This is a genomic window from Glutamicibacter sp. NPDC090743 (assembly GCF_044769125.1).
Lineage (GTDB): Bacteria > Actinomycetota > Actinomycetes > Actinomycetales > Micrococcaceae > Glutamicibacter.
This window is the reverse complement of sequence record NZ_JBIVXE010000010.1, coordinates 21,740-42,527: the sequence shown is the minus strand read 5'-3', so window position 1 is coordinate 42,527 and position 20,788 is coordinate 21,740. Positions and strand designations below refer to the sequence as shown.

The following is a 20,788-nucleotide window of genomic DNA, read 5'->3' as shown; positions in this document are numbered from 1 at the left end:
TCCAATCCACCTTGAAAGGAACCAACCATGCTGCTTGAACGCCTCTACGACGAAGATCTCGCGCAGGCCAGCTACTTCATCGGCTGCCAGGCCAAAGGCGAAGCTCTCGTGGTCGACGCGCGCCGCGACATCGCCGACTACCTTGCCCTGGCTGCCAAGCACGGCATGCGCATCACGGCCGTCGCTGAAACCCACATCCACGCCGACTACCTTTCCGGAACCCGCGAACTAGCCGCCGCCACCGGCGCCACCAGCTACGTTTCGGGCGAGGGCGGCAAAGATTGGCAGTACGGATTCGAGGCAGAACGTTTGATGGATGGCGATATCATCACGCTGGGCAACCTGCGCATCGCCGCCCGCCACACCCCGGGCCACACCCCGGAGCACCTGGCTTACGCCATCACCGACGGAGCCTTCAGCCAAGACCCTGGCTACCTGCTCTCCGGCGACTTCATCTTCGCCGGCGACCTAGGCCGTCCGGATTTGCTGGACGAGGCCGCCGGCGGTGTCGATACCCGCTTCGAAGGCGCCCGCGATCTCTTTGCTTCGCTGAAGAAAACCCTGGCAGAATTGCCCGATTACATCCAGGTGCATCCAGGCCACGGCTCGGGCAGCGCCTGCGGCAAAGCGCTGGGCGCGGTCCCTTCCACCACGTTGGGCTACGAACGCGAGTTCGCCTGGTGGAGCACCTACCTGGCCAACGACGACCAGGACGGCTTCATCGCCGAACTGCTCAACGGCCAGCCTGACGCCCACGCCTACTTCGGCCGCATGAAGCGGCAGAACCGCCTGGGCCCAGCCATCCTGGGCCAGCTCGACCCCCTAGCTGAAATACCCGTCCAGCAGCTCCTCCAGCAGGTGGAGGCGGGGGTCTCGGTGTTCGTCGATACCCGTGGGTACACCCAGATCGCCGCAGGCACCGTTCCCGGCGCGCTGTCCATCCCGGGTACGGCGAAGACCGCCAGCTTCGGCGCCTGGGCCTACGATCCGGAAAAGGACCAACGCGCCCTGATCGTGCTGGCCGAGACCGGCGAACACGCCGCGACGATCCGCGCCCACCTAATGCGCGTGGGCATCGACGCGGTCAAGGGTTTCACCACCAGCTTGGAAGGCCTGCCAACGGTGAAGCCGAAGTCGATCACCCCGGCACAGCTGGACGATTTCGAGTACGAGATGCTGCTGGATGTCCGCAACAAGACCGAGTTCGCCGCCGGGCATATCCCGGGCGCCAAGCAGCTGTCCGGCGGACGGGTGTTGTGGAATCTCGATCAGCTGCCCGCCGGCGGCACCATCGTCACCTACTGCCAAAGCGGCATGCGCAATGCCGTGGCCGCCAGCGCACTGCGCGATGCCGGCTACAACGTCGTCGAGCTTGAGGGCAGCTACCTCGGCTGGTCCTCCTTCGCCAACTAGCCACCCCCGCCACGAAAGCTGAACTGCATTCAATGACTACCCCTTTGACCACCATGGACGCCGAAGCACTTAGATGCTTGGTGGAAGCCCCCGACACGGACCTCGCCTTGATTGACGTGCGCACCGCGGGCGAATTCGAAACCCTCCACATTCCCGGCTCGTACAACGTGCCGCTCGAAGAATTCACCGCCAACGCCACCGAGGTGCTCGCCAAGATTCCAGGCAAGCCGGTGCTGATCTGCCACAGCGGCAACCGTGCTTCCAAGGCGCAGCGTGCCCTGCAGGAGCAGCAGATCGAGCACAGCACGGTACTGCTTGGCGGCGTCACCGCCTACGAAAATGCCGGCGGCACCATGGTGCGCGGCGTGCAGCGTTGGGCGCTGGACCGCCAGATGCGCATGACCGCAGGTTCCGTGGTGCTCGCCGGGTTGCTCGGAGCGAAGTTCATCTCCCCGAAGTTCGCCTATCTTTCGGCGGCCATCGGTGGCGGACTGGTGTTCTCAGCCCTGCGGGATTCTTGCCCGATGATCAGCTTCTTGGGCAAGATGCCCTGGAACAAAGTAAAGAAGTAGGCCATGGAGTTCGGACCGCTGCTGGTTCTGGCCCTTGCACTAGCGAGCATCGTCGGGCTGTCCCTGGGACTGTTCGGCGGCGGCGGTTCAATCCTGATGGTTCCCCTGCTCAGCTATGTAGCCGGGTTGCCCGCCAAGGAAGCGATCGCCACCTCCCTGCTGGTGGTCGGTGCGACCTCGGCAACGAGCCTGATCCCGCATGCCCGCAAGGCCAATGTGCGTTGGAAACAGGGGATGGTCTTCGCGGCCACCAGCATGCTTGGCGCCTTTGGCGGCGGGCTGCTGGCCAGCGGGATCCCTGCCCAGCTGCTGATGCTCGGTTTCGCGATCATCATGCTGGCCAGTGCCCGCGGGATGATCCGCGGACGGAAAAACACTGGCAGCGCAACACAGCCGTTGTGGCTGTCCGCCCCGGTCGGCTTGGGCATTGGCATGGTCACCGGCCTGGTCGGTGCCGGAGGCGGTTTCCTGCTCGTCCCTGCACTGGCTTTGCTGGCCGGGCTGTCCATGCAACAGGCGGTGGGCACCTCCCTGCTGGCGATCACCCTGAATTCGATCACTGGCCTGGCCGGGCAGTTGAATTCAGTTGCACTGGATTGGCCGCTGGCCGCAGGGCTGGCGACCACCGCGATCCTCGGTTCGTTGATCGGCGCACGGCTTTCGCGCAGGATCGACGAACGCGCTTTGCGCAAGGGTTTCGGCTACTTCGTCTTGGCCATGGGCGTGTTCGTGCTCAGCCAGGAACTGCCGGCTCCCGGCGGGCTGGTCGTAGTTGCGGTTGCAGCCCTCGCGGGCGCATTGGTGCTGCTGTGCAACAAAATTCCGGCGATGGGGGCGCGCTGCCCGCTCGTTCTGAAAGGAGAAACCCGATGAAGCCGCTTGAATTGTCAGCTTCGAACTTCGCTGGGTTCATCGCAAGGAACCGGCTGGTGCTCGTGGATTTCTGGGCGCCTTGGTGCGGTCCTTGCCGCGGCTTTGCCCCGATTTTCGACGAAGCATCCGCGGCGCATCCTGAAATCGCCTTCGCCAAGGTGAATACCGAAACCCAGCCGGATTTGGCGCAGGCAGCCCGGATTGCATCCATACCGACGCTCATGGCGTTCAAGGATGGGATACTTGTACATTCAAAACCCGGAGCGTTGAGCTCTGGCGCTATGGAGCAGTTGCTCGTCCAACTCAAACACCTGGATGCCGAAATTGCAGAAGACGACTAACCCGCTACCCGTACCAAGGAGAAATTGATGCGTACTGCTGACGAAGCGACCCGCAAGCGGATCCTCAACCGCCTTAAGCGTGCCCGAGGCCAGCTTGATGCGGTGATCAACGCCGTGGAAACCGATGGTTCGTGCAAAGAGGTAGTCACTCAGCTGGCCGCCGTCTCCACCGCGCTGGACCGCGCCGGATTCGCCATTGTCTCCACCGCGATGCAGTACTGCATCGCCGATCCCGAGAAGGCTTCCGAGGAAGAAGACGGCCTGAGCGTCGAAGAACTCGAAAAGCTCTTCCTCTCCCTGTCCTAACCACTACCCCAAGGAAAAAATTATGTGCCGCCAGGTTCAATGCAAGATCTGCCAGAAGACCACGTGGGCTGGCTGCGGCCAGCACGTTGAAGCAACTATGCGCAATGTCCCCAATAAGGACCGTTGCCAGGGCCACGAAGCCGAACCGAAGAAGGGCTTCTTCAAGCGCCTGTTCGGCTAAGCCGGGGTCATAGAGGGTCAAGGGTTTCACTGCCCCGGGATTCGTTGGCATAATCCGAAGTATTTAGCCCATCCGCGGCTGAGCAAACTTCACTCCCCCAAGGAAACGGCAGGCATGACTTCAAAGATCCGCATCGGTATTGCTGGCTATGGGAATCTGGGACGCGGCGTCCAAGCCGCGATCGCCAAGAATCCGGATATGGAGCTGGTGGGCGTCTACACCCGCCGTGACCCGCAGGCCCTCCAACTGGCTCAGCCAGCACCGCGGTTCGGCATCGATGAGCTGGAAAAGCACGCCGCACAGATCGACGTATTGATCCTTTGCGGCGGCTCGAAATCGGACTTGCCGCAGCAGGGCCCGAAGTTCGCGGCGCTGTTCAACACCGTGGACAGCTTCGATACCCACGCCCGCATCCCCGAGTACTACGCGTCCATCGACGGCCCGGCGAAGGCAGCTGGCAAGACCGCGCTGCTCTCCGTGGGCTGGGATCCGGGCATGTTCTCGATCAACCGTGTCTTCGGGGAGGCCTTGCTGCCCGACGGCGAAACCTACACCTTCTGGGGCCGCGGGCTGAGCCAGGGGCATTCGGATGCGATCCGCCGCGTCCCGGGCGTCGCCGCCGGCGTGCAGTACACCATCCCGAGCCAGGAGGCTATCGACCGGGTCCGGGCCGGCGAGCGCCCTTCCTTGAGCACCCGCGAGAAGCACCAGCGCGAATGCTTTGTCGTGCTCCAAGACGGTGCCGATCCGGAGTCGGTGCGCGAAGCCATCGTGACCATGGAGCACTACTTCGACCAGTACGACACCACGGTGCAGTTCATCGACGAGCAGAGCTTGGCCGCCGAGCATTCGAATATGCCGCATGGCGGGTTCGTGATCCGTTCGGGCAATACCAGCGACGAGCAGAAGCAGGTCATCGAGTATTCGCTGGCCCTTGGCTCCAACCCGGAATTCACTTCCAGCGTGCTGGTGGCTTACGCCCGGGCCGCCTTCCGGATGAACCAGCGCGGCATCACCGGTGCGCAGACCGTTTACGATGTGGCCCCGGGGCTGCTCTCGCCCAAGTCCCCCGCACAGTTGCGCGCAGAGCTGCTCTAGGATTTTGCCGGGGCAGCAGCTCATCCGCTGGCGAGCGCATCCTTCTCCCAGGCCTCCACTGGCCCCGGGACCTGCACGAACAGCGGATGCAGGGCCACCTGCCCTGCCGGTTCCAAGCGGGCGATGCGCGCGGGATCCCGGACGGAGAGCTTGCGCAGCAGGTGCTCGCGCTCGAAGTGCACCTGCCCCTGGGTGACCGGGATCTTTTCCAGCTGCGCGGCGGCTGCCGGATGCAGGATTTTCGCGGCGTCGAAGCGATAGCCCCGGACAGCCGCTTCATCCCACAAGCCCTGCAGATAGCCGCCCATATGCACCAGCGGGGCGGGCTGCGCCTTGAACCGGAGAAGCTGCGGGTGCCCGGTATAGCCCTTGGTCTGGCCGGCGAGCACCTTCTGGGCCAGCAGTGTTTCACGCCAACAGGCAACCAGCCCTTTGGCGTCGAGCAATGAGGGGTGCAGGGACCACAGTCGCATGGGCCAAGCCTAGTCGGGGTTCGGGCCAGCCGGGAACTCGATGATCTCGCTGCGGATCAAGAAGCGCTTGCCCTCCGGGGCTTCGACGGAGAAACCGGATCCCCGCCCGTTGACCACGTCCACGGTGAGCTTGGTGTGCTTCCAGTATTCGAATTGCTCCTTGGACATCCAGAAATCAATGTCGCCCAGGGCGGTGCCATCAGCGCCGTCCAGGGAAAGCACGCCGAGCCGGATGTCCGATCCCCCGGTGCGGAACTCGCCGGCCGGATAGCACATCGGCGAGGACCCGTCGCAGCATCCTCCGGACTGGTGGAACATCAGCGGGCCATGGATCCCCCACAGCTTGCGCAGCAGGTCCAGGGCTTCGGAGGTGAAGGCCACCCGCGAGAACTCTTCGCCCTCGATTGCGGCGCGCGTTTCGGTTACGGTGCTCATGTCCTGCTCCTGCCTCGTTGTCCACGTCCGGATTTATCTCGTTGTGGCCAGTGTCCTCTTTTTGGGCCGCACCGTCCATCGCTCGGCCAGGGCGGCCAGGACACCGGTACCGGATGCCGCTTCGAAAAGCCGCATCCGGTACCGTGCCATCAACCGTTGCGGATCCGGCTACGCCCTGCCGGCGTAGTCGATGACAACGCGCCCATCGATCTTGCCATGGCGCATTTCGTCGAATACGGCGTTGATGTCTTCCAGCGGGCGGGTATGGAAGGTCGGCTTGATCTTCCCTGCCGCATAGAATTCCAGCGCCTCGATCATGTCCTGCCGTGTTCCCACGATCGATCCGCGGATGGTCAGGCCCTTGAGCACGATGTCGAAAATGGGTGCGGGGAAATCACCGGCGGGCAGCCCGTTGAACACGATCGTTCCGCCGCGCCGGGTCATGCCGATCGCTTGCCCGAACGCCTTTGGATGCACCGCCGTAACCAGCACGCCGTGCGTTCCGCCAACCTTCTGCTGGATGATCTCGGCCGGGTCCTGGGCGAAGGCATTGACGGTGATTTCCGCTCCATGCTTCGAGGCCAGCGCCAGCTTGTCATCGGCCACGTCAATGGCGATCACCCGCATGCCCATGGCCACCGCGTACTGCACCGCGATATGGCCCAGTCCGCCGATACCCGAAATAGCCACCCACTGGCCGGGCTTGACCTCAGTCATCTTCAGGCCCTTGTAGACAGTCACTCCCGCGCACAGCACCGGCGCGATTTCATGGGGATCCGAGCCCTCCGGGATGTGCGCGGCATAGCGGGAATCCACCAGCATGTACTGGCCGAAGGAACCGTCCACGGAGTATCCGCCATTGGACTGGGCTTCGCACAGCGTCTCCCAGCCGGTGCGGCAGTACTGGCAGTGCCCGCAGGCGCTGGCCAGCCACGCGTTGCCGATCATGTCCCCGAGCGCGACCTCGGTGACTCCTTCGCCGAGCTTTTCCACGATGCCCACGCCTTCATGCCCGGGAATCAGCGGAAGCTTCGGCTTGACCGGCCAATCGCCCTCGGCGGCGTGCAGGTCGGTGTGGCAGACGCCCGAGGCGATCAGCTTCACCAGCACCTGGCCGGGGCCCGGCTCGGGGATCTCGGCGTCCTTCACCTGGAACTCTTCGCCGAAGCCTTCGACTATTGCAGCTTTCATCTTGCTCATGTACTTTGTCCTTTGCATGACATTCGAAGGTGCGGGGTGCCGGCTGGCGTGCGGGGGATGAGGCCAATCGATCCCCGGACGCTGTCCCGGCTGGCCCCGCACCTTCGAGGTCTGTTGTCATCTCGTGCTGCTCGTGGCAGCTACTGCTCCTAGAAGAAGCCCAGCTTGTCTTCCGAGTAGGAAACCAGCAGGTTCTTGGTCTGCTGGTAGTGGTCCAGCATCATCAGGTGGTTCTCGCGGCCGATACCCGAGGACTTGTATCCGCCGAAGGCCGAGTGCGCCGGGTAGGCGTGGTACTGGTTGACCCACACGCGTCCGGCCTGGATGGCGCGGCCGGCACGGTAGGCCACGTTGCCATTGCGGCTCCACACCCCCGAACCCAACCCGTACAGGGTGTCGTTGGCGATGGAGATCGCGTCGTCGTAGTCCTTGAACTTGGTCACCGCTACCACCGGCCCGAAGATCTCCTCCTGGAAAATGCGCATGTCGTTGGTGCCCTCGAAGATGGTCGGCTGCACGTAGTAGCCGCCGGAGAGCTCTCCGCCCAGATCCGCCCGTCCCCCGCCGAGCAGCACCTTGGCGCCCTCGGACTTGCCGATGTCCATGTAGGAGAGGATCTTCTCCAGCTGGTCGTTGGATGCCTGGGCACCCATCATGGTGTCGGTATCCAGCGGGTGTCCCTGCTTGATGGCCTTGGTGCGGGCCACCACATCGCCCATGAAGCGGTCATAGATGCTTTCCTGGATCAGCGCACGCGATGGGCAGGTGCAGACTTCGCCCTGGTTCAGCGCGAACAGCGTGAATCCTTCCTGCGCCTTGTCGTAGAAGGCGTCATCCTTGGCCGCGATGTCCTCGAAGAAGATGTTCGGGGACTTGCCGCCCAGTTCCAGGGTGACCGGGATCAGGTTTTCCGACGCGTACTGCATGATCAGCCGGCCGGTAGTGGTTTCGCCGGTGAAGGCGATCTTGCGGATGCGCTTGTTGGATGCCAGCGGCTTGCCGCATTCCACGCCGAAGCCGTTGACCACGTTCAGCACGCCGGCTGGAAGCAGATCGCCGATCAGCTCCATGAGCACCAGGATGCTGGCGGGGGTCTGCTCGGCGGGCTTGAGCACGATCGCGTTGCCGGCAGCCAGAGCGGGGGCGAGCTTCCACACGGCCATGAGCAGCGGGAAATTCCACGGGATGATCTGCCCGACCATGCCCAGCGGCTCGTGGTAGTGGTACGCGGTGGTGTCCTCATCGAGCTGGGAGAGGCTGCCTTCCTGGGCGCGGATGGCGCCGGCGAAGTAGCGGAAGTGGTCCACTGCCAACGGGAGGTCGGCATTCAGGCACTCGCGGATCGCCTTGCCGTTATCCCAGGTCTCGGCCACGGAGAGCATTTCAAGGTTTTCCTCGATGCGGTCCGCGATCTTGTTCAGGATGACTGCGCGTTCGGCCGGGCTGGTCTTGCCCCAGGCGCCAGCCGCCGCATGCGCCGCGTCCAGTGCTACTTCGACGTCCTCTGCGGTGGAACGGGCCACCTCGCAGAAGACCTTTCCGGTGACCGGGGTGATGTTCTCGAAGTACATGCCCTTGACCGGGGCTACCCATTCACCGCCGATGTAGTTCTCGTAGCGCGGCTTGAAATTGACCAGTGCTCCATCGGTATTCGGGTTTGCGTAAACCGCCATTGCTCCACGTCTCCTTAATCGGATGTCCTGGCCGCGACGGCATCATCGCGGAACCATGCTTGTGACTCTAGTCACATAAAGGTTGCAGGCAGGTTGCAACGGACGTGCATGATGCCCGTAGCGGCAACTCCGGGCCTAGCGGGTGGATCGGCAATGCCCGGGAACCTAGTTCTCGATGGCCTGGACTTCGGCGACGACAAGTGAGCGCGCTGGGGATTGCGCGGGCAATTCCCGCAAGGCCGCACGCAACAGGCCCGGGTCGGCAAGCTGGCGGCCCAGGTTCAGCAGCTGATGCGCAGTTCCTCGATCCAGCACCATTTCACGCAGCGCAGCTTCGGTCCGATACAGCAGCGCAACGATCCCTGGCGCCTGGGAGCGGGCCAGCAGGCCCGGCGAGTACAGCGGCAGGGCCGTATCGAGATCACCCTGCTCCAGGGCATGCCATAGGCGGCCAAGGGTCGTATGCAGGTCCCACTGAAGGCGGTATGGGCGTGAAGTCAAGGCACGCCCGCCTGGGCCTGCGAGCACCTTGCGCAGCCTGACAATTTCGGCGCGGACCGTGCCTTCGGCCGCAGCATCAGGACGTTCGAACAGCTCTTCCACCAGCTGAGCAGTGCTCAAGCCCTCCCGGTAATGCGCCAGGAGGGTCAGGATCTCTGCATGGCGGAGGGAAATCGGCGCGGATCCCAGATGTGCCCCGTCAGAGCGCCCCAAGTCCAGGTAGTCGGGGTCGGCGACGACTCCGGCACCTGGCAAAAGCAGCTGCGTTTCCGCAGCCATGACCGCCGCCTGCAGCAGCGGCAGGGAGTGCGTGGCTATGGCTTCCGGTCCACCGGTCAGGTCTATTGCGCCAATCACCTGCCCCGTGCGCGGATCGCGAATCGGTACCGCCGAGCAGCTGTAGCGGTGGGCTTGCTCGTAGAGGTGCTCAGCCCCCGACACTTGCGAGCCGGTCCCGGTTGCCAGCGCCATGCCCGGCGCGGATGTGCCAACACTCTTTTCCGCCCAGTCGGCACCTGCCATGAAGCCCACGTGCTCGGCTTGGCTCATTGCGCCATTTCCACCCGCCACCCACAGCAAGGTGCCGCCAGCATCCGCAAGAGCCACCAAGAGATTGGCATCCGCGGCAGCGGGGACCAGGAGCTTTTCGAAAACGGGCCAGATTCGCTGGAGCTCGCTGCGCTCGCGGGCGAGACGCAGGTGGTCATCGCTCAGTACCGACGGAACGCGGAGATCAGCAGAATTCTCCAGTGACCGCTTCCAGGATTCACGCACGTCATTGCGCAAGGGGAGGTCGGTAACACCGGCGCCACTGGACCCCAAAAGCTCATGGGCATGCTGAGCGCGACGCGATGCGCCAGGCCAATCAATGGCGAACCCACTCATGCAATCCCCTCGCTAGCAAGGCTTATTCTCCGCAGTTCCCACAAGCCTAGGCGAAGGGCCGGGCCTTGAGAAGAGCCCGCCTTGCCCCGCAAATCCGATTAGGTGATGAATCATCCGGAATTACGTCAAAAATCAGGCGATAAGTTGACTAGAAATTTATCTTCGGCAATTTCCGGGATTCCCCTTTACCAGCCGCAACGAAGGGAGTAACATACAATCAAATGGTTGTATATGAGTTGAGCGAAGAACAGGTGAACAAGGTCTTCCGCGCCTTGGCAGATGCCACACGAAGGGACATCGTGCGGCGGACGCTTCACGCCGCGGTCAGCATCACGGATCTGGCGTCAAGCTACGACATGTCTTTTGCCGCAGTGCAGAAGCACGTTGCCGCACTGGAAGCCGCAGGCCTGGTCAGGAAAATCGCACGTGGCCGCGAACGCATCGTTCGCGGGCAGCCGGATACCATCCGGCATGCGCAAGAACTCCTTACTTCCCTCGAGGATATCTGGCGCCAACGCATCAGCCGGCTCGATGATTTCCTCGCCGACGAGGCTACCTAAGGAGCATTCCCATGCCTGTCACATCCGTTGTCAAAGATTCCGAAGCCCTCTCACTGACTGTCCATGCAGAATTCCCGGTCAAAGTTTCCCGTCTGTGGGATGCCTATCTGGACGCCCGGCAACTTGAAAAGTTCTGGGGGCCGGTGGAATACCCGGCAACTTTCACCCGGCACGATGCCGCCCCTGGTGGCCGTTCGAATTACCACATGACTTCTCCCGAAGGCGAAGAATTCCACGGATACTGGATCTGGAACGAAGTCGTCGAGCACAAATTCTTCGAGGTCAGTGACGGCTTTGCGCACGCCGATGGCACGCCCAATACCGACTTGCCGGCCAATCGCATAGTCTTCACCTTCGATCCGACATCCGAGGGAACGAAATTGACCATCACCTCCACCTTCGACTCCGCCGAGGACCTGGAGCAGGTCGTAGCAATGGGCATGATCGACGGCACCCGTTCGGCCATGAGCCAGATCGAGCAAGTCCTCATCGACCTGCGCAATTATGCCGAAGATTTCATCACCGACGCACAGATCCTGTCGGACACCCAGGTGCGCATTACCCGCTTGGTTCGCGGGTCAGTGGCGCAAGTCTGGCAGGCCCACCATGACCAGCAGCTCATGAAGCGTTGGATGCTCGGCCCCGACGGATGGCAGTTGGCTGAATGCGTGACGGCGCAAGAGGCCGGCGAGACCTACCGGTACTGGTGGGAACCGCTATCTGCCGATGACGGCTCCGGTTTCGGTTTCACTGGAACCGTACTTGAAACGCTGCCCCAGTCCTACGAGCGGACCACGGAGCAAATGATCGGCACCGATTACCCGGCCACGGTGAATGAATTAACGCTGACATCCAACCAGGGCGGCACCCTGCTGACGATCCTGATCACCTACCCAGATGCGCAAACCCGCGACATGGTGCTCGCCACCGGAATGACCGACGGGATGGAGGCCAGCTACGCCCGGCTCGAATCGATTCTCTAAAGGGCGATTCGCCCCACATCCGGCGCCTTGGCGCGCGCAAATATGGAAGACTTAGACCCATGAGTTCTCAGAATGCGCGCGCAGGCCTGGACAAGAAGGCCGAACAGGTTCAGGAAATGTTTGACAAGCTGGCTCCTCGCTACGACTTGCTCAATACCTTGATGACCGGCGGCATCGTGAACTACTGGCGCAAGATCACCACCGAAGCGATCGCGCCAAAGCCCGGCGAGCGCATTCTCGACCTCGCCGCAGGCACCGGCACCTCCTCGGTCCCGCTCGCGGAAGCCGGCGCTGACGTCACCGCCTGCGACATGTCCCACGGCATGCTCGATGAGGGCCGCAAGCGCTACCCGCAGCTGAACTTCGTCTACGGAGACGGAACCGACCTGCCGTTCGAAGACAACACCTTCGATGCAGTGACCATCTCCTACGGTCTGCGCAATATCGCGGATACCGAGAAGGCCCTGTCCGAAATGCGCCGCGTGGCCAAGCCCGGCGGACGGATCGTCGTCGCCGAGTTCTCCACTCCGACCGTCGCCCCGATCAAGACGGCCTACAAGCAGTTCCTGCCGCGCGCCATTCCTGCGCTGGGCTATCTGGTTTCCCCTAACCCGACCGCTTACGCCTACTTGGCTGAATCCATTGCAGCTTGGCCAGACCAGGACGAACTGGGTGCCAAGTTCGTCAACGTTGGCTGGAAGAACGTGGAATACCGCAACCTGACCGGTGGCATCGTCGCGGTGCACCGCGCCTGGAAGTAGCACTTCTCCAGAATTTTCCTTCTGGCCCGCAGCCGAAATGACGGATGCGGGCCAGAAGCTTTAAAGCACCGGTTCCGCGGCGGCGGGCTGTGTCTTTCTGCCGGCCCAGCTGGCATGCTTGTGTCCGTGAGCCAGATACCAACCGAATCGCACCGCCCCGCGATGAGCTGGAAGCTGCTGCCGGCTTCCCTGCTCTCGGGTTCCGCAGTGCTGCTTTTCGGCGTCGGCAACGACCCGGCGGGCTACGGCCTGCTGGCGCTGAGCCTGCTGTGCGCGGGGTTCATCGACCGCAGGCTTGCGCGGCATCTGGGACTCATCGCAACCGGTTTGGTGGTCATCAGCCTGGTTCCATTGAATGCCGACCTGAGCCTTGGGCATATGGCATTAATGGGTGGCGCGCTGGCCGCGGCAGTCCTGCTGCCCTGGCTGATCTCGCGCTTCGCCTTGCGCGAGCAGATCATCAAGTTCCCGGTGAACACCGGCCGCAAGTGGCCGCTGGCAGCGAAGCTGTACTTGCTGGGGGTGGTGGCGCTGGGCTTCTTCATCCTCCCGGTGTACCTGATCAGCACCGGCGCCTACCAGAACTGGCCGGATGCCTCGGACCCAGCCATCTTCTGGCGGCTCTTCCTCGGGGTTAATTCGGTGGGCATCTGGGACGAGCTGTTCTTCATCTGCACGGCATTCGCATTGCTGCGCCAGCATTTCCCGGACTGGCAGGCCAACCTCCTGCAAGCGGTGATCTTCTCCTCCTTCCTGTGGGAGATCGGCTACCAATCCTGGGGGCCGTTGCTGACCTTTCCCTTCGCCCTGCTGCAGGGGTATACCTTCAAGCTGACCAAGTCCTTGTCCTATGTAGTTAGCGTGCACCTGATCTTCGACTTCGTCCTGTTCCTCGCGCTGGTCCACGCGCACAACCGGGAATGGCTCCCGATCTTCTTGTACTGAGGGGGTTAACACCCCAATTCCCCCCTGCTACACTCGTTGGCATGGATACCTACTGAGCCAGCCGATGACCCCGCATCGATTCCCAACGGTGCATCTTGTTCATTTCGGCTACCGGCTTCGGTATCCTTTTCCTTTCCGGCTCCCCTGCGGGGTTGAGCCAATTCTGCGATCCCCCAAGCCGGCAGCCCCTTCGCATTTGCGGGAGGACCTGCATGTCTTTGACACCACCAATTTCCCTGAACAACCTCAGCTTTTCCTGGCCCTCGGGAGAAAGCGCCCTGGCCAATCTGGACGGCACGTTCCCCTCCGGGCTCACCGGCTTGATCGGCGCCAACGGCAGCGGCAAATCGACGTTGCTGAAGCTGATCGCCGGGCAGCTGCGCCCAACGAGCGGAACGGCAGAAACGAACGCACCGCTGAGCTACCTGCCGCAAACGCTGGCTCTGGAACAGGACACGACCGTCGCCCAGCTGCTGGGGGTGCATCAGGTCCTGGCGGCTTTGGAAGCTATCGAGTCCGGCAGTGTCGACCCAGCGGATTTCGATGCGGTGGGCGCGAACTGGGATGCCGAAGCCCGGGTTCGAGCTGAACTGGCGCCGCTGGGCTTCGACGGGCTGGATCTGGGCCGCCAAATCACCACCTTATCGGGTGGGGAGGTCATGCTGCTGGCGGTACTGGGCCTGCGACTGGCCGATTCGCCGATCACGCTGCTCGACGAGCCGACGAATAACCTCGATCGCCCTGCCCGTGAATTGCTCTACGACCTTGTACGTGCCTGGAAGGGCACGCTGGTTGTGGTGAGCCACGATATCGAGCTGCTCGAGCTCATGGAGCATACGGTGGAGCTCTACGACGGGAAGCTCAGCGTTTTCGGAGGGCCCTACAGCTCATACCGCGAGCAGCTTGAAACCGAGCAGCAGGCGGCCGAGCAGGCAGCCAGAACTGCCCAGGCCTCCCTGAAAGTGGAAAAGCGCCAACGGGCAGAGGCCGAAACGAAGTTGGCGCGGGCCAAGCGCAAGGGGCGGGCCACCCAGCTTTCCGGAGGCATGCCGAAGATCCTGGCCAACCACCTTCGCCAGAAATCCGAGGCGAACGCCGGGAAGATGCGTTCAAACCTGGATGGCAAGGTCGATTCGGCCCAGGCCAGGCTCGACGATGCCGATCGGCGGGTTCGGCAGGCCGAGCACATCAGCATCGAGCTGCCCGATCCCCGGTTGCCCTCGGGCAAGCAGGTCGCGGCGCTAGGTGCAGAAGATCACCAGTTCATCATCCAGGGAGCCGAACGCGTGGGCCTTGTCGGCCCCAATGGTTCCGGGAAGACCCGGCTGCTCCAGCAGATGCTCGCCGGCGAAGCTCCCGGCCCCGGACCGGGCGGAACGCTCTTCGTGGACCGGGTCGGGTACCTGCCCCAGCGCCTGGACGGCCTGGATGGCCAACTAAGCGCGATCCAGAACGTGGCGCTGGTGGCGCCAGCAGCAACCGCGAACGACGTGCGCAATATGCTTGCCCGGTTGCTGCTGCGCGGGGCCAGCGCCGACCGGCCAGTGGCGGCGCTTTCCGGCGGCGAGCGTTTCCGGGTCCATCTGGCGTCGTTGCTGCTGGCAGAACCAGCCGCGCAGCTGCTCATCCTCGATGAGCCCACCAATAATCTGGATATGGACAGCGTGCGCCAGCTCAGCGAAGCACTGGGCGCCTATAAGGGCGCGTTGCTGGTAGTCAGCCACGATCAGCATTTCCTGTCGCAGCTGGATCTGGACTATTTGCTGGAAGTCGGCCCTCAGGGAACCTTAACGAAGTCCTACCCGAATCCAGTTTGCTAACCCCATGGCGGTGCGCTGCCGGTTTAGACTTGTTCAAAGCACACCGCCAAGGACCCCGAAAGCAAGTTGAGTATGTCCTACCCCCAGCGCACCGTCGAAGTCGTCAAAAGCGGCCTCGTGATCGACCAGTCCGCAACCCTGCTCTGGCAGGACATCAAACGTGCCTTCATCTATGAAACGGGTTCCGGCCAGGAAATCCTTACCTGCGCAGAATTCATGCTGGTCGAAGGGTACAGCGTGGAGATCAATAGCCAGATGCCCGGCTGGGACATGGCCATTGAGCACTTGCCGCAGCGCATCGAGAACCTGGTCGACGAACGCTAGAAACCGCTAGGAGCACCCATGGCTACGATTGTTCTTTTCCATCACGTCCAGGGCCTGACCCCCGGGGTGCAGGAGATGGCCGCAGAATTGCGCGCCGCTGGCCACACCGTGCACGCACTGGATCTGTACGCCGGCAAGCTGCCCAAGGATTTCGATGCCGGGATGCGCATGGCAGGCAAGCTGACCGCGGACAAGATCCAGGACCGCGTGGACAAGCTATTTGGCAAACTGCCCGAAGAGCTGGTCTACATCGGCACTTCCTGGGGCGCGGCCCTGGCCCAGCAGTGCGCGCAGCAACGTCCCGGCGCCATCGCCGCGATCCTGCTCGAATCCTTCGTGGATCTGGACGCCGACTGGAGCTTCGGGCCGTGGCCGGAAAATGTCCCGGTGCAGATCCATGGCATGGACCAGGACCCGTTCTTCGCGAAGGAAGGCGACCTGGAGGCAGCTCAGCGCTTCGTTGAAGCAGAGGGCGGCGATATCGCCCAGCTCTTCACCTACCCTGGCAAGCAGCACCTGTTCACCGACAGCTCGCTTCGCTCGCATGATCCAGAAGCTCGCGCGTTGGTGATGGAACGCATGGTCAAGTTCCTTCAGCCCTACGTCTAGCACGAGGGCAGTCCGCTGGTTCCATGCCGGACAATAAATCGAAAAACCGGACCCGGCTTGCGTTAGCAAGCCGGGTCCGGTTTCATTTTGTGCGCCCTGCGGGGATCGAACCCGCGACCAATGGATTAAAAGTCCAGTGCTCTACCAGCTGAGCTAAAGGCGCACGGCACAAGGCCAAAATCCATACTACCTGATGGACCGGCATGAGTATTAATCGGCGTATTCCGCAATTCGGCAACCCGTAATTTCCGCTGGATCTTGGGGTTTGCAAGCTAAATCACTTGTTGGCGCAGAACTCAGGATCAGCGAGTATTCTGGAGCGCATGAGAGGTGCACGTGCAGGATCAAAAGTTGCCCAGGATGCGGGATTCCGCCATCACAAACCACGCCCCTTCGCCCCGGCAGATTTCGAGCCCTACGAGGGAGGCGCTGATCCGGCGCGCGTATCCGAGGCAGCCCATCTGTCCGCCCAGGCTTTCGTTCAGCGCGGCATTGCCAACAACGACCCCGAAGTTTCACGCCGGCTGATTGCGGTGGCCGAAGAAGAAGGGCTGGAGGTGCTCGCGCAGCTGTGGAGCGAGGCTCCGGCCCGCTCCCTGCCAGGTGCCCTGTGGCGCCTGTATGCGGTTCGCGCGGCAACGATGAGCAAGCCCGAGGTGCATTCTGCACGCTTCCAGGCTGGAGCCCATCGCGCCCAGGTCGAACGCATCGTCGCCGGAGTGGCCGAGCCGCCGACCGCCGAGGAGATGAAGAAGATGACCGGGTCGATTCTCTCCGGCGCCTTCGACGGCGACTTCGCCCACGCCTTGGAACGCACCGCCGCCTATTGCCGGGTACTGGCGTTGGGCATGACCGAGCATGCCGATGCCGCGGATTTTTCCAGCAGTGATCGGGGAACCAAGCTGACCCAGCAGGCCAAGGCCCTGATGGGCACCGCCGTGGATCTGGAAGCCTGCGCCCGGCTTTGGCGCCAGGACGCATTGGACTGAAACATGATCCCGCGCCCTTAGGATGGGTTGAGGAAGTTGCCCCTCAATTTTAGGCAGGTGGGTGTGGGCGCCGCATCGAGGACCAACTCTTCAGGGCTCGTACGCTGGTTGCTGATCCTGATCGCAACGGCGCTGCTTTCCCAAACGGCGCTGAACCTCATTCGTCCGGTGACCACCTATAAGCTCATCTCTTTTGGTTCCGGCGAGTTCACCGTCGGCGTGGTGACCGCGGCCTATGCCATCCTCCCGCTATTCACCGCAATGATGCTGGGCCGGGCCAGTTCGCGGATCCGCAGGATCCGGTTCCTGATGGTTGCCGGCGTGGCCTTGCTGGCCGCGGGCGGCATCGGCATCAATTTCTCCCCGAATGCCTTGACCGTGGCGCTGGCCAGTGCCGTGCTCGGGCTCGGGCATCTGATGTTCACCATTGGCGGGCAATCTTCCATCGCCCGGTTCTTCCCCGACAGCGATCTGGACAAGGGCTTTGGCTGGTTCACGGCCGCCTACGCGGCTGGGCAATTCATCGGGCCGCTGATTGGCGGATTGGTGCTCGGCTCCGGTACCGATGCCGTCTCCCCTGAGCGCATCGCCGGCATCAGCCTGTCGCTGTGGATTGCGGCCGGGTGCTCACTGCTAGCTGTCCCCTTCTTGCTTCCGAGCTGGCAGCCGAGGATTTCCAAGACGGCGCCGCAAACCCGCCCGGCGAAGTCCGAAGCCTCCATTCCCTCGGTCTTGCGCATCAAGGGCATGGCTTCGCACATGTTCGCCTCGATGACCTTGCTGGCCATGCTGGACATCCTCACGGCCTTCTTGCCGCTGGTGGCGGAGAAACATGGCGTCACACCCGAAGATGTTGGTGTGCTTTTGGCCATTCGAGGTTTCGCTTCGGTAGTTTCCCGGCTGTTCATCCCCAAGCTCTCGGCCCACTTCGAACGCAACCACCTGCTGGTCACCAGTTTGTACATTTCGGGCATAACCATCGCGCTGGCCCCGATCTTCATCGATTCGCTGTGGGCCTCCGGGGCCGCGTTGCTGGTCGGCGGCTTCTTCCTGGGCCTGGGCCAGCCGATGACCATGACCATGATTTCCACCTCGGTGCCGGCGGTGGACCGCGGTGCCGCATTGGCCGTGCGGCTCATGGGAAACCGGGTCGGACAAGTAGCTTTGCCGATCATCTCGAGTACGGTCGCCGCGGGTTTGGGGCCGGCGGGAGCGATCTGGTTCTGCTGCGCGCTGCTCTGCCTGAGCGGAGCGGAGAAGAGCGTGCGCCGCTAGCGTGAGAAAACGCACGAGCGCCGCCCTGCGGTTGACAGCACACCGGTAGGGCGAGAACACTAGGTAACGGTGCCGGGCCGCTGGTAACCCCGGGCTCCAAAATTCTGCCGCTTCGAGCGGCCTTCCGCCGAGAGGCGTTCCCGGTCCGGCACCTTCAAATACCCGGTGTTAACTTCCACGTCGTAAACTGTTCTGCGTTGGTACCAAAAGCCGTCGAATCGAATGGTGCGCCGTAAAGTGAAGTTCCAGATCTTTCCCTCCGCCTCGCGCGGCATCGAGTTGCTGTGCGGGTTGACGACGACCATTCGCACCTCCGTTGCCAATGTCGCCGAGATGATCGGCTCACCCGATACCCGTGCGGACCAGCTGCGGGATCTGGCCTCCGCGGAAGCCGAGGCCTCCGATCTGGTGCACGCGGTGCTCACCCACCTGCGAACCAGCTATATCAGCCCGCTTCCCCGCGAAGACATGTACACGCTTTCGCGCTTGCTGCACGAAACCATGGAACAGCTGCGCGGCACCGGCGAACTGATCATGACCGTTGGCTCCACCCCGCTTTCCGAGCGTTCCTCGGAGCAGCTTGAACTCATTTCGCAGCTGGCCGAGCTGGCCTCCGATTCGGTCCAGCGCCTGCATAACCTCGATGACCTGGAAGACAACTGGCTGCAGATGCTGCAGTTCTCCAAGCGCGCGGCCCGAACCCACCTGGTGTGGGTCAATGAGATCGCGAAGTTCGCCAAGCCAGGGACCATCCACCGCCACCAGCGCGTGGCCGACCACCTGATGCTTACCGCCAACACCCTGCGCCAGTTCGCCGACCACCTGGGTCGCGTGCTGGTGAAGGAGTCCTAGGGGAAATGACCATCCTTTCGGTCCTCACCGGATTCGCGATCGTCCTGACCCTGGGCTATGGCGTGCTCAACGGCTTCAGGGATGCCTCTACGGCCGTTGCGGCCTCCGTCCGCACCAGGGCGCTGCGCCCGGCCATTGCGGTCTCTGTGGCGGCGGTATTCGCCTTCCTCGGCACCTTGGCGACCTCGGGGCTGAGTGTGGCGCTGGTGGACAAGCTGAACTTCAACCTCCCCGATGGCGTCGTCGGATTAAAGCTGCTGATCTGCGGCTTGCTGACCGCCGGCGCGTGGGGCCTGTATTGCTGGTGGCGCGGCCTGCCGGTCAGTTCCACCCATGCGCTGTTCTCCGGCTTGGTGGGCGCCAGCGGCGCCTCGGCTTTCATGGGCGACCTGTCGATGTCCGGGGCCTGGGGTCTGCTGCTCGGCTCGGTGCTGCTGCCCATGCTGATCACCCCGGTCATCGCCTACCTGTTGTCCTATGCGCTGGTGATTCCGGCGACCTGGCTGATGCGCCACAACTCCTCGCGTTCGGTCAACAACGGCTCGCGCGCAGGCCAGGCCATCACCGCCTGCGCCGTGGCCCTGGGACTGGGGCTGCAAGATGGCCAGCGCACCGGCGCGATGATCGCACTGGTGCTGATCACCGGTCATGCAATGGACCCGGGGCCCGTGACATGGGCTATCCAGCTGGCCGCGGCCTCGGCACTGGGGCTTGGCGTGCTCCTGGGCGGATGGCGCATCACCTATACGCTCGGCCGCCGGCTGGTGAACTTCGATCCGCTGCGCGGCATGATCGCCCAGGGCGTAGCCGCGGCAATGCTGTTCCTCGGCTCGCTTGTCTTGCACCTGCCGCTGTCCACCACGCAGGCGGTAACCAGCGGCATCGTCGGTGCCGGCAATAACCAGTCTTTCGAATCGGTGGTGTGGCGCAATGTCACCAAGGTGCTGCTGCACTGGGTGCTGACCCCGATTGCCTGCGTTGCCTGCGGCGCGATTCTCACGCTGGCGGTGCACCCGCTGCTGGGCAACGCCTAGTCTTCGCCCGGAATGAAGAGGTCTTCGATTTTGCAGCCGAAGACCGCTGAGAGCTTGAATGCCAGCGGCAGGGACGGGTCGTAGCGGCCTTTTTCAAGCGAGATGACGGTCTGCCGCGAGACGCCCAGCAGGTCGGCCAATGCTTGCTGGGAGAACCCGCGTTCCCTGCGGTATGCACTGAGATTGTTCTCCACTAGCTTTCTGCCCGCTTAATGATGAAATAGCGGATTCCGAAGTCAAGCAACGCCAGCAGCACGACACCAGCCAGAACGAGGCCAAGTGATGCTTGGATCTGAATGAAGGAAAACACTGCGCCACCGAGGCCGCAAACTAACAGCAAATCCTGGAACACTCCGATGGCAGCTCGGTCATACCACTGGCTCTCCACCGATATCTCGGGGTTCCTTGTGGCACCGCGCAGGGTGTCGCGATCCAGCAGCAACGCCCAGCAAGCTGTTGAAAGCACCGGCAGCAAGCCAGCGGCCATCAGCAACGCTGCCAAGACGAAATGCTCCGGGGCGTTCAGCCGGGCGAAGAGCACACCTGCACCGGCTGAAAGCACGGCCCCTGCGCTGAGGCTGACGGCAATCAGGGCGGCCGACCCGCCACCGAAGCGCGAGCGGCCCCATTTGCTCTGGCCAACTGCTTTTGAATCCATCGTTGTCCCCTATCCCTATTGATGTAA

The 20,788-nt window shown here is 62.9% G+C and carries 25 protein-coding genes and 1 tRNA gene; 18 read left to right on the top strand and 8 right to left on the bottom strand.

From position 1 onward, the window contains the following. The first annotated feature begins 27 nt into the window (after positions 1 to 27). The 7 genes from ACIQTS_RS17355 (at position 28) to ACIQTS_RS17325 (ending at position 4,784) form a co-directional block, all read left to right on the top strand. The gene (locus ACIQTS_RS17355) at positions 28 to 1,413 is read left to right on the top strand and encodes a rhodanese-like domain-containing protein (protein WP_388026030.1); all 1,386 of its coding nucleotides are present in this window, start codon (positions 28 to 30) and stop codon (positions 1,411 to 1,413) included. Positions 1,414 to 1,445: 32 nt separating this feature from the next. Further along, positions 1,446 to 1,985 (top strand): rhodanese-like domain-containing protein, encoded by a 540-nt coding sequence (locus ACIQTS_RS17350; RefSeq protein WP_388026027.1) that lies wholly within the window; start codon positions 1,446 to 1,448, stop codon positions 1,983 to 1,985. A 3-nt stretch (positions 1,986 to 1,988) separates the two neighbouring features. Next, positions 1,989 to 2,858, top strand: a complete 870-nt coding sequence (locus tag ACIQTS_RS17345; RefSeq protein WP_402474097.1) for a sulfite exporter TauE/SafE family protein — start codon at positions 1,989 to 1,991, stop codon at positions 2,856 to 2,858. After that, entirely contained in the window at positions 2,855 to 3,199 is a 345-nt protein-coding gene (trxA, locus tag ACIQTS_RS17340; RefSeq protein WP_105658979.1) for a thioredoxin, read from the top strand. Before ACIQTS_RS17345 ends, trxA begins: the two co-directional genes overlap by 4 nt. A 27-nt stretch (positions 3,200 to 3,226) precedes the next feature. After that, positions 3,227 to 3,505 (top strand): metal-sensitive transcriptional regulator, encoded by a 279-nt coding sequence (locus tag ACIQTS_RS17335; RefSeq protein WP_105658980.1) that lies wholly within the window; start codon positions 3,227 to 3,229, stop codon positions 3,503 to 3,505. Positions 3,506 to 3,527: 22 nt separating this feature from the next. After that, positions 3,528 to 3,686 (top strand): hypothetical protein, encoded by a 159-nt coding sequence (locus tag ACIQTS_RS17330; protein ID WP_166650877.1) that lies wholly within the window; start codon positions 3,528 to 3,530, stop codon positions 3,684 to 3,686. A 114-nt stretch (positions 3,687 to 3,800) separates the two neighbouring features. Continuing rightward, complete coding sequence (locus tag ACIQTS_RS17325; protein ID WP_400291557.1) at positions 3,801 to 4,784, top strand: diaminopimelate dehydrogenase; 984 nt, start codon at positions 3,801 to 3,803, stop codon at positions 4,782 to 4,784. 20 nt (positions 4,785 to 4,804) lie between these two features. Here ACIQTS_RS17325 and ACIQTS_RS17320 read toward each other — a convergent pair whose 3' ends face one another. The 5 genes from ACIQTS_RS17320 to ACIQTS_RS17300 form a co-directional block, all read right to left on the bottom strand. Continuing rightward, positions 4,805 to 5,257, bottom strand: a complete 453-nt coding sequence (locus ACIQTS_RS17320; protein ID WP_105658982.1) for a pyrimidine dimer DNA glycosylase/endonuclease V — start codon at positions 5,255 to 5,257, stop codon at positions 4,805 to 4,807. Positions 5,258 to 5,266: 9 nt separating this feature from the next. Then, entirely contained in the window at positions 5,267 to 5,692 is a 426-nt protein-coding gene (locus tag ACIQTS_RS17315) for a DUF779 domain-containing protein (RefSeq protein WP_013347532.1), read from the bottom strand. Between the two features lie 168 nt (positions 5,693 to 5,860). Continuing rightward, positions 5,861 to 6,892 (bottom strand): alcohol dehydrogenase AdhP, encoded by a 1,032-nt coding sequence (gene adhP, locus ACIQTS_RS17310; protein ID WP_013347531.1) that lies wholly within the window; start codon positions 6,890 to 6,892, stop codon positions 5,861 to 5,863. Between the two features lie 149 nt (positions 6,893 to 7,041). Continuing rightward, positions 7,042 to 8,565: an aldehyde dehydrogenase gene (gene adh, locus ACIQTS_RS17305; protein ID WP_402474092.1), complete on the bottom strand. Its 1,524-nt coding sequence runs from the start codon at positions 8,563 to 8,565 to the stop codon at positions 7,042 to 7,044. Between the two features lie 165 nt (positions 8,566 to 8,730). Beyond that, positions 8,731 to 9,951 carry a GAF domain-containing protein gene (locus tag ACIQTS_RS17300; RefSeq protein ID WP_400291555.1) on the bottom strand — a complete coding sequence of 407 codons (1,221 nt, stop codon included), beginning with the start codon at positions 9,949 to 9,951 and terminating at the stop codon, positions 8,731 to 8,733. A gap of 221 nt (positions 9,952 to 10,172) precedes the next feature. On the opposite strand from ACIQTS_RS17300, the gene ACIQTS_RS17295 reads away from it, so the two are divergent. The 7 genes from ACIQTS_RS17295 (at position 10,173) to ACIQTS_RS17265 (ending at position 15,953) form a co-directional block, all read left to right on the top strand. After that, positions 10,173 to 10,511: an ArsR/SmtB family transcription factor gene (locus ACIQTS_RS17295; protein ID WP_402474088.1), complete on the top strand. Its 339-nt coding sequence runs from the start codon at positions 10,173 to 10,175 to the stop codon at positions 10,509 to 10,511. A gap of 11 nt (positions 10,512 to 10,522) precedes the next feature. Further along, complete coding sequence (locus ACIQTS_RS17290) at positions 10,523 to 11,494, top strand: SRPBCC domain-containing protein (protein WP_402474086.1); 972 nt, start codon at positions 10,523 to 10,525, stop codon at positions 11,492 to 11,494. Positions 11,495 to 11,553: 59 nt separating this feature from the next. Next, a complete protein-coding gene (locus ACIQTS_RS17285) occupies positions 11,554 to 12,255 on the top strand; it encodes a demethylmenaquinone methyltransferase (RefSeq protein ID WP_105658990.1) in 702 nt (233 codons plus the stop codon). Between the two features lie 162 nt (positions 12,256 to 12,417). Next, positions 12,418 to 13,200: a CPBP family intramembrane glutamic endopeptidase gene (locus ACIQTS_RS17280; protein WP_402474124.1), complete on the top strand. Its 783-nt coding sequence runs from the start codon at positions 12,418 to 12,420 to the stop codon at positions 13,198 to 13,200. 212 nt (positions 13,201 to 13,412) lie between these two features. Then, on the top strand, positions 13,413 to 15,020 hold the full coding sequence (locus tag ACIQTS_RS17275; RefSeq protein WP_402474083.1) for an ABC-F family ATP-binding cassette domain-containing protein: 1,608 nt from the start codon (positions 13,413 to 13,415) through the stop codon (positions 15,018 to 15,020). Between the two features lie 72 nt (positions 15,021 to 15,092). Then, positions 15,093 to 15,344: a hypothetical protein gene (locus ACIQTS_RS17270; RefSeq protein ID WP_105658992.1), complete on the top strand. Its 252-nt coding sequence runs from the start codon at positions 15,093 to 15,095 to the stop codon at positions 15,342 to 15,344. Between the two features lie 18 nt (positions 15,345 to 15,362). Beyond that, positions 15,363 to 15,953, top strand: coding sequence for a dienelactone hydrolase family protein (locus ACIQTS_RS17265; protein ID WP_400291550.1), 591 nt, complete (start codon positions 15,363 to 15,365; stop codon positions 15,951 to 15,953). Positions 15,954 to 16,043: 90 nt separating this feature from the next. Here the strand turns inward: ACIQTS_RS17265 and ACIQTS_RS17260 are convergent. Next, a tRNA-Lys gene (locus ACIQTS_RS17260) sits at positions 16,044 to 16,116 on the bottom strand. A gap of 160 nt (positions 16,117 to 16,276) precedes the next feature. Here ACIQTS_RS17260 and ACIQTS_RS17255 point away from each other — a divergent pair. The 4 genes from ACIQTS_RS17255 (at position 16,277) to ACIQTS_RS17240 (ending at position 20,103) form a co-directional block, all read left to right on the top strand. Then, on the top strand, positions 16,277 to 16,942 hold the full coding sequence (locus ACIQTS_RS17255; RefSeq protein WP_105658994.1) for a hypothetical protein: 666 nt from the start codon (positions 16,277 to 16,279) through the stop codon (positions 16,940 to 16,942). Between the two features lie 63 nt (positions 16,943 to 17,005). Then, on the top strand, positions 17,006 to 18,217 hold the full coding sequence (locus tag ACIQTS_RS17250) for an MFS transporter (protein WP_402474081.1): 1,212 nt from the start codon (positions 17,006 to 17,008) through the stop codon (positions 18,215 to 18,217). Positions 18,218 to 18,454: 237 nt separating this feature from the next. After that, the gene (locus ACIQTS_RS17245) at positions 18,455 to 19,069 is read left to right on the top strand and encodes a hypothetical protein (protein WP_286134404.1); all 615 of its coding nucleotides are present in this window, start codon (positions 18,455 to 18,457) and stop codon (positions 19,067 to 19,069) included. Positions 19,070 to 19,074: 5 nt separating this feature from the next. After that, the gene (locus ACIQTS_RS17240) at positions 19,075 to 20,103 is read left to right on the top strand and encodes an anion permease (protein ID WP_388025993.1); all 1,029 of its coding nucleotides are present in this window, start codon (positions 19,075 to 19,077) and stop codon (positions 20,101 to 20,103) included. On the opposite strand, the gene ACIQTS_RS17235 is transcribed toward ACIQTS_RS17240, so the two are convergent. Together ACIQTS_RS17235 and ACIQTS_RS17230 are read right to left on the bottom strand one after the other, a co-directional pair. After that, the gene (locus ACIQTS_RS17235; protein ID WP_105658998.1) at positions 20,100 to 20,297 is read right to left on the bottom strand and encodes a helix-turn-helix transcriptional regulator; all 198 of its coding nucleotides are present in this window, start codon (positions 20,295 to 20,297) and stop codon (positions 20,100 to 20,102) included. The two genes, ACIQTS_RS17240 and ACIQTS_RS17235, sit on opposite strands and share 4 nt — an antisense overlap. After that, on the bottom strand, positions 20,297 to 20,761 hold the full coding sequence (locus tag ACIQTS_RS17230; RefSeq protein WP_134778933.1) for a hypothetical protein: 465 nt from the start codon (positions 20,759 to 20,761) through the stop codon (positions 20,297 to 20,299). Before ACIQTS_RS17230 ends, ACIQTS_RS17235 begins: the two co-directional genes overlap by 1 nt. Between the last annotated feature and the right edge of the window lie 27 nt (positions 20,762 to 20,788).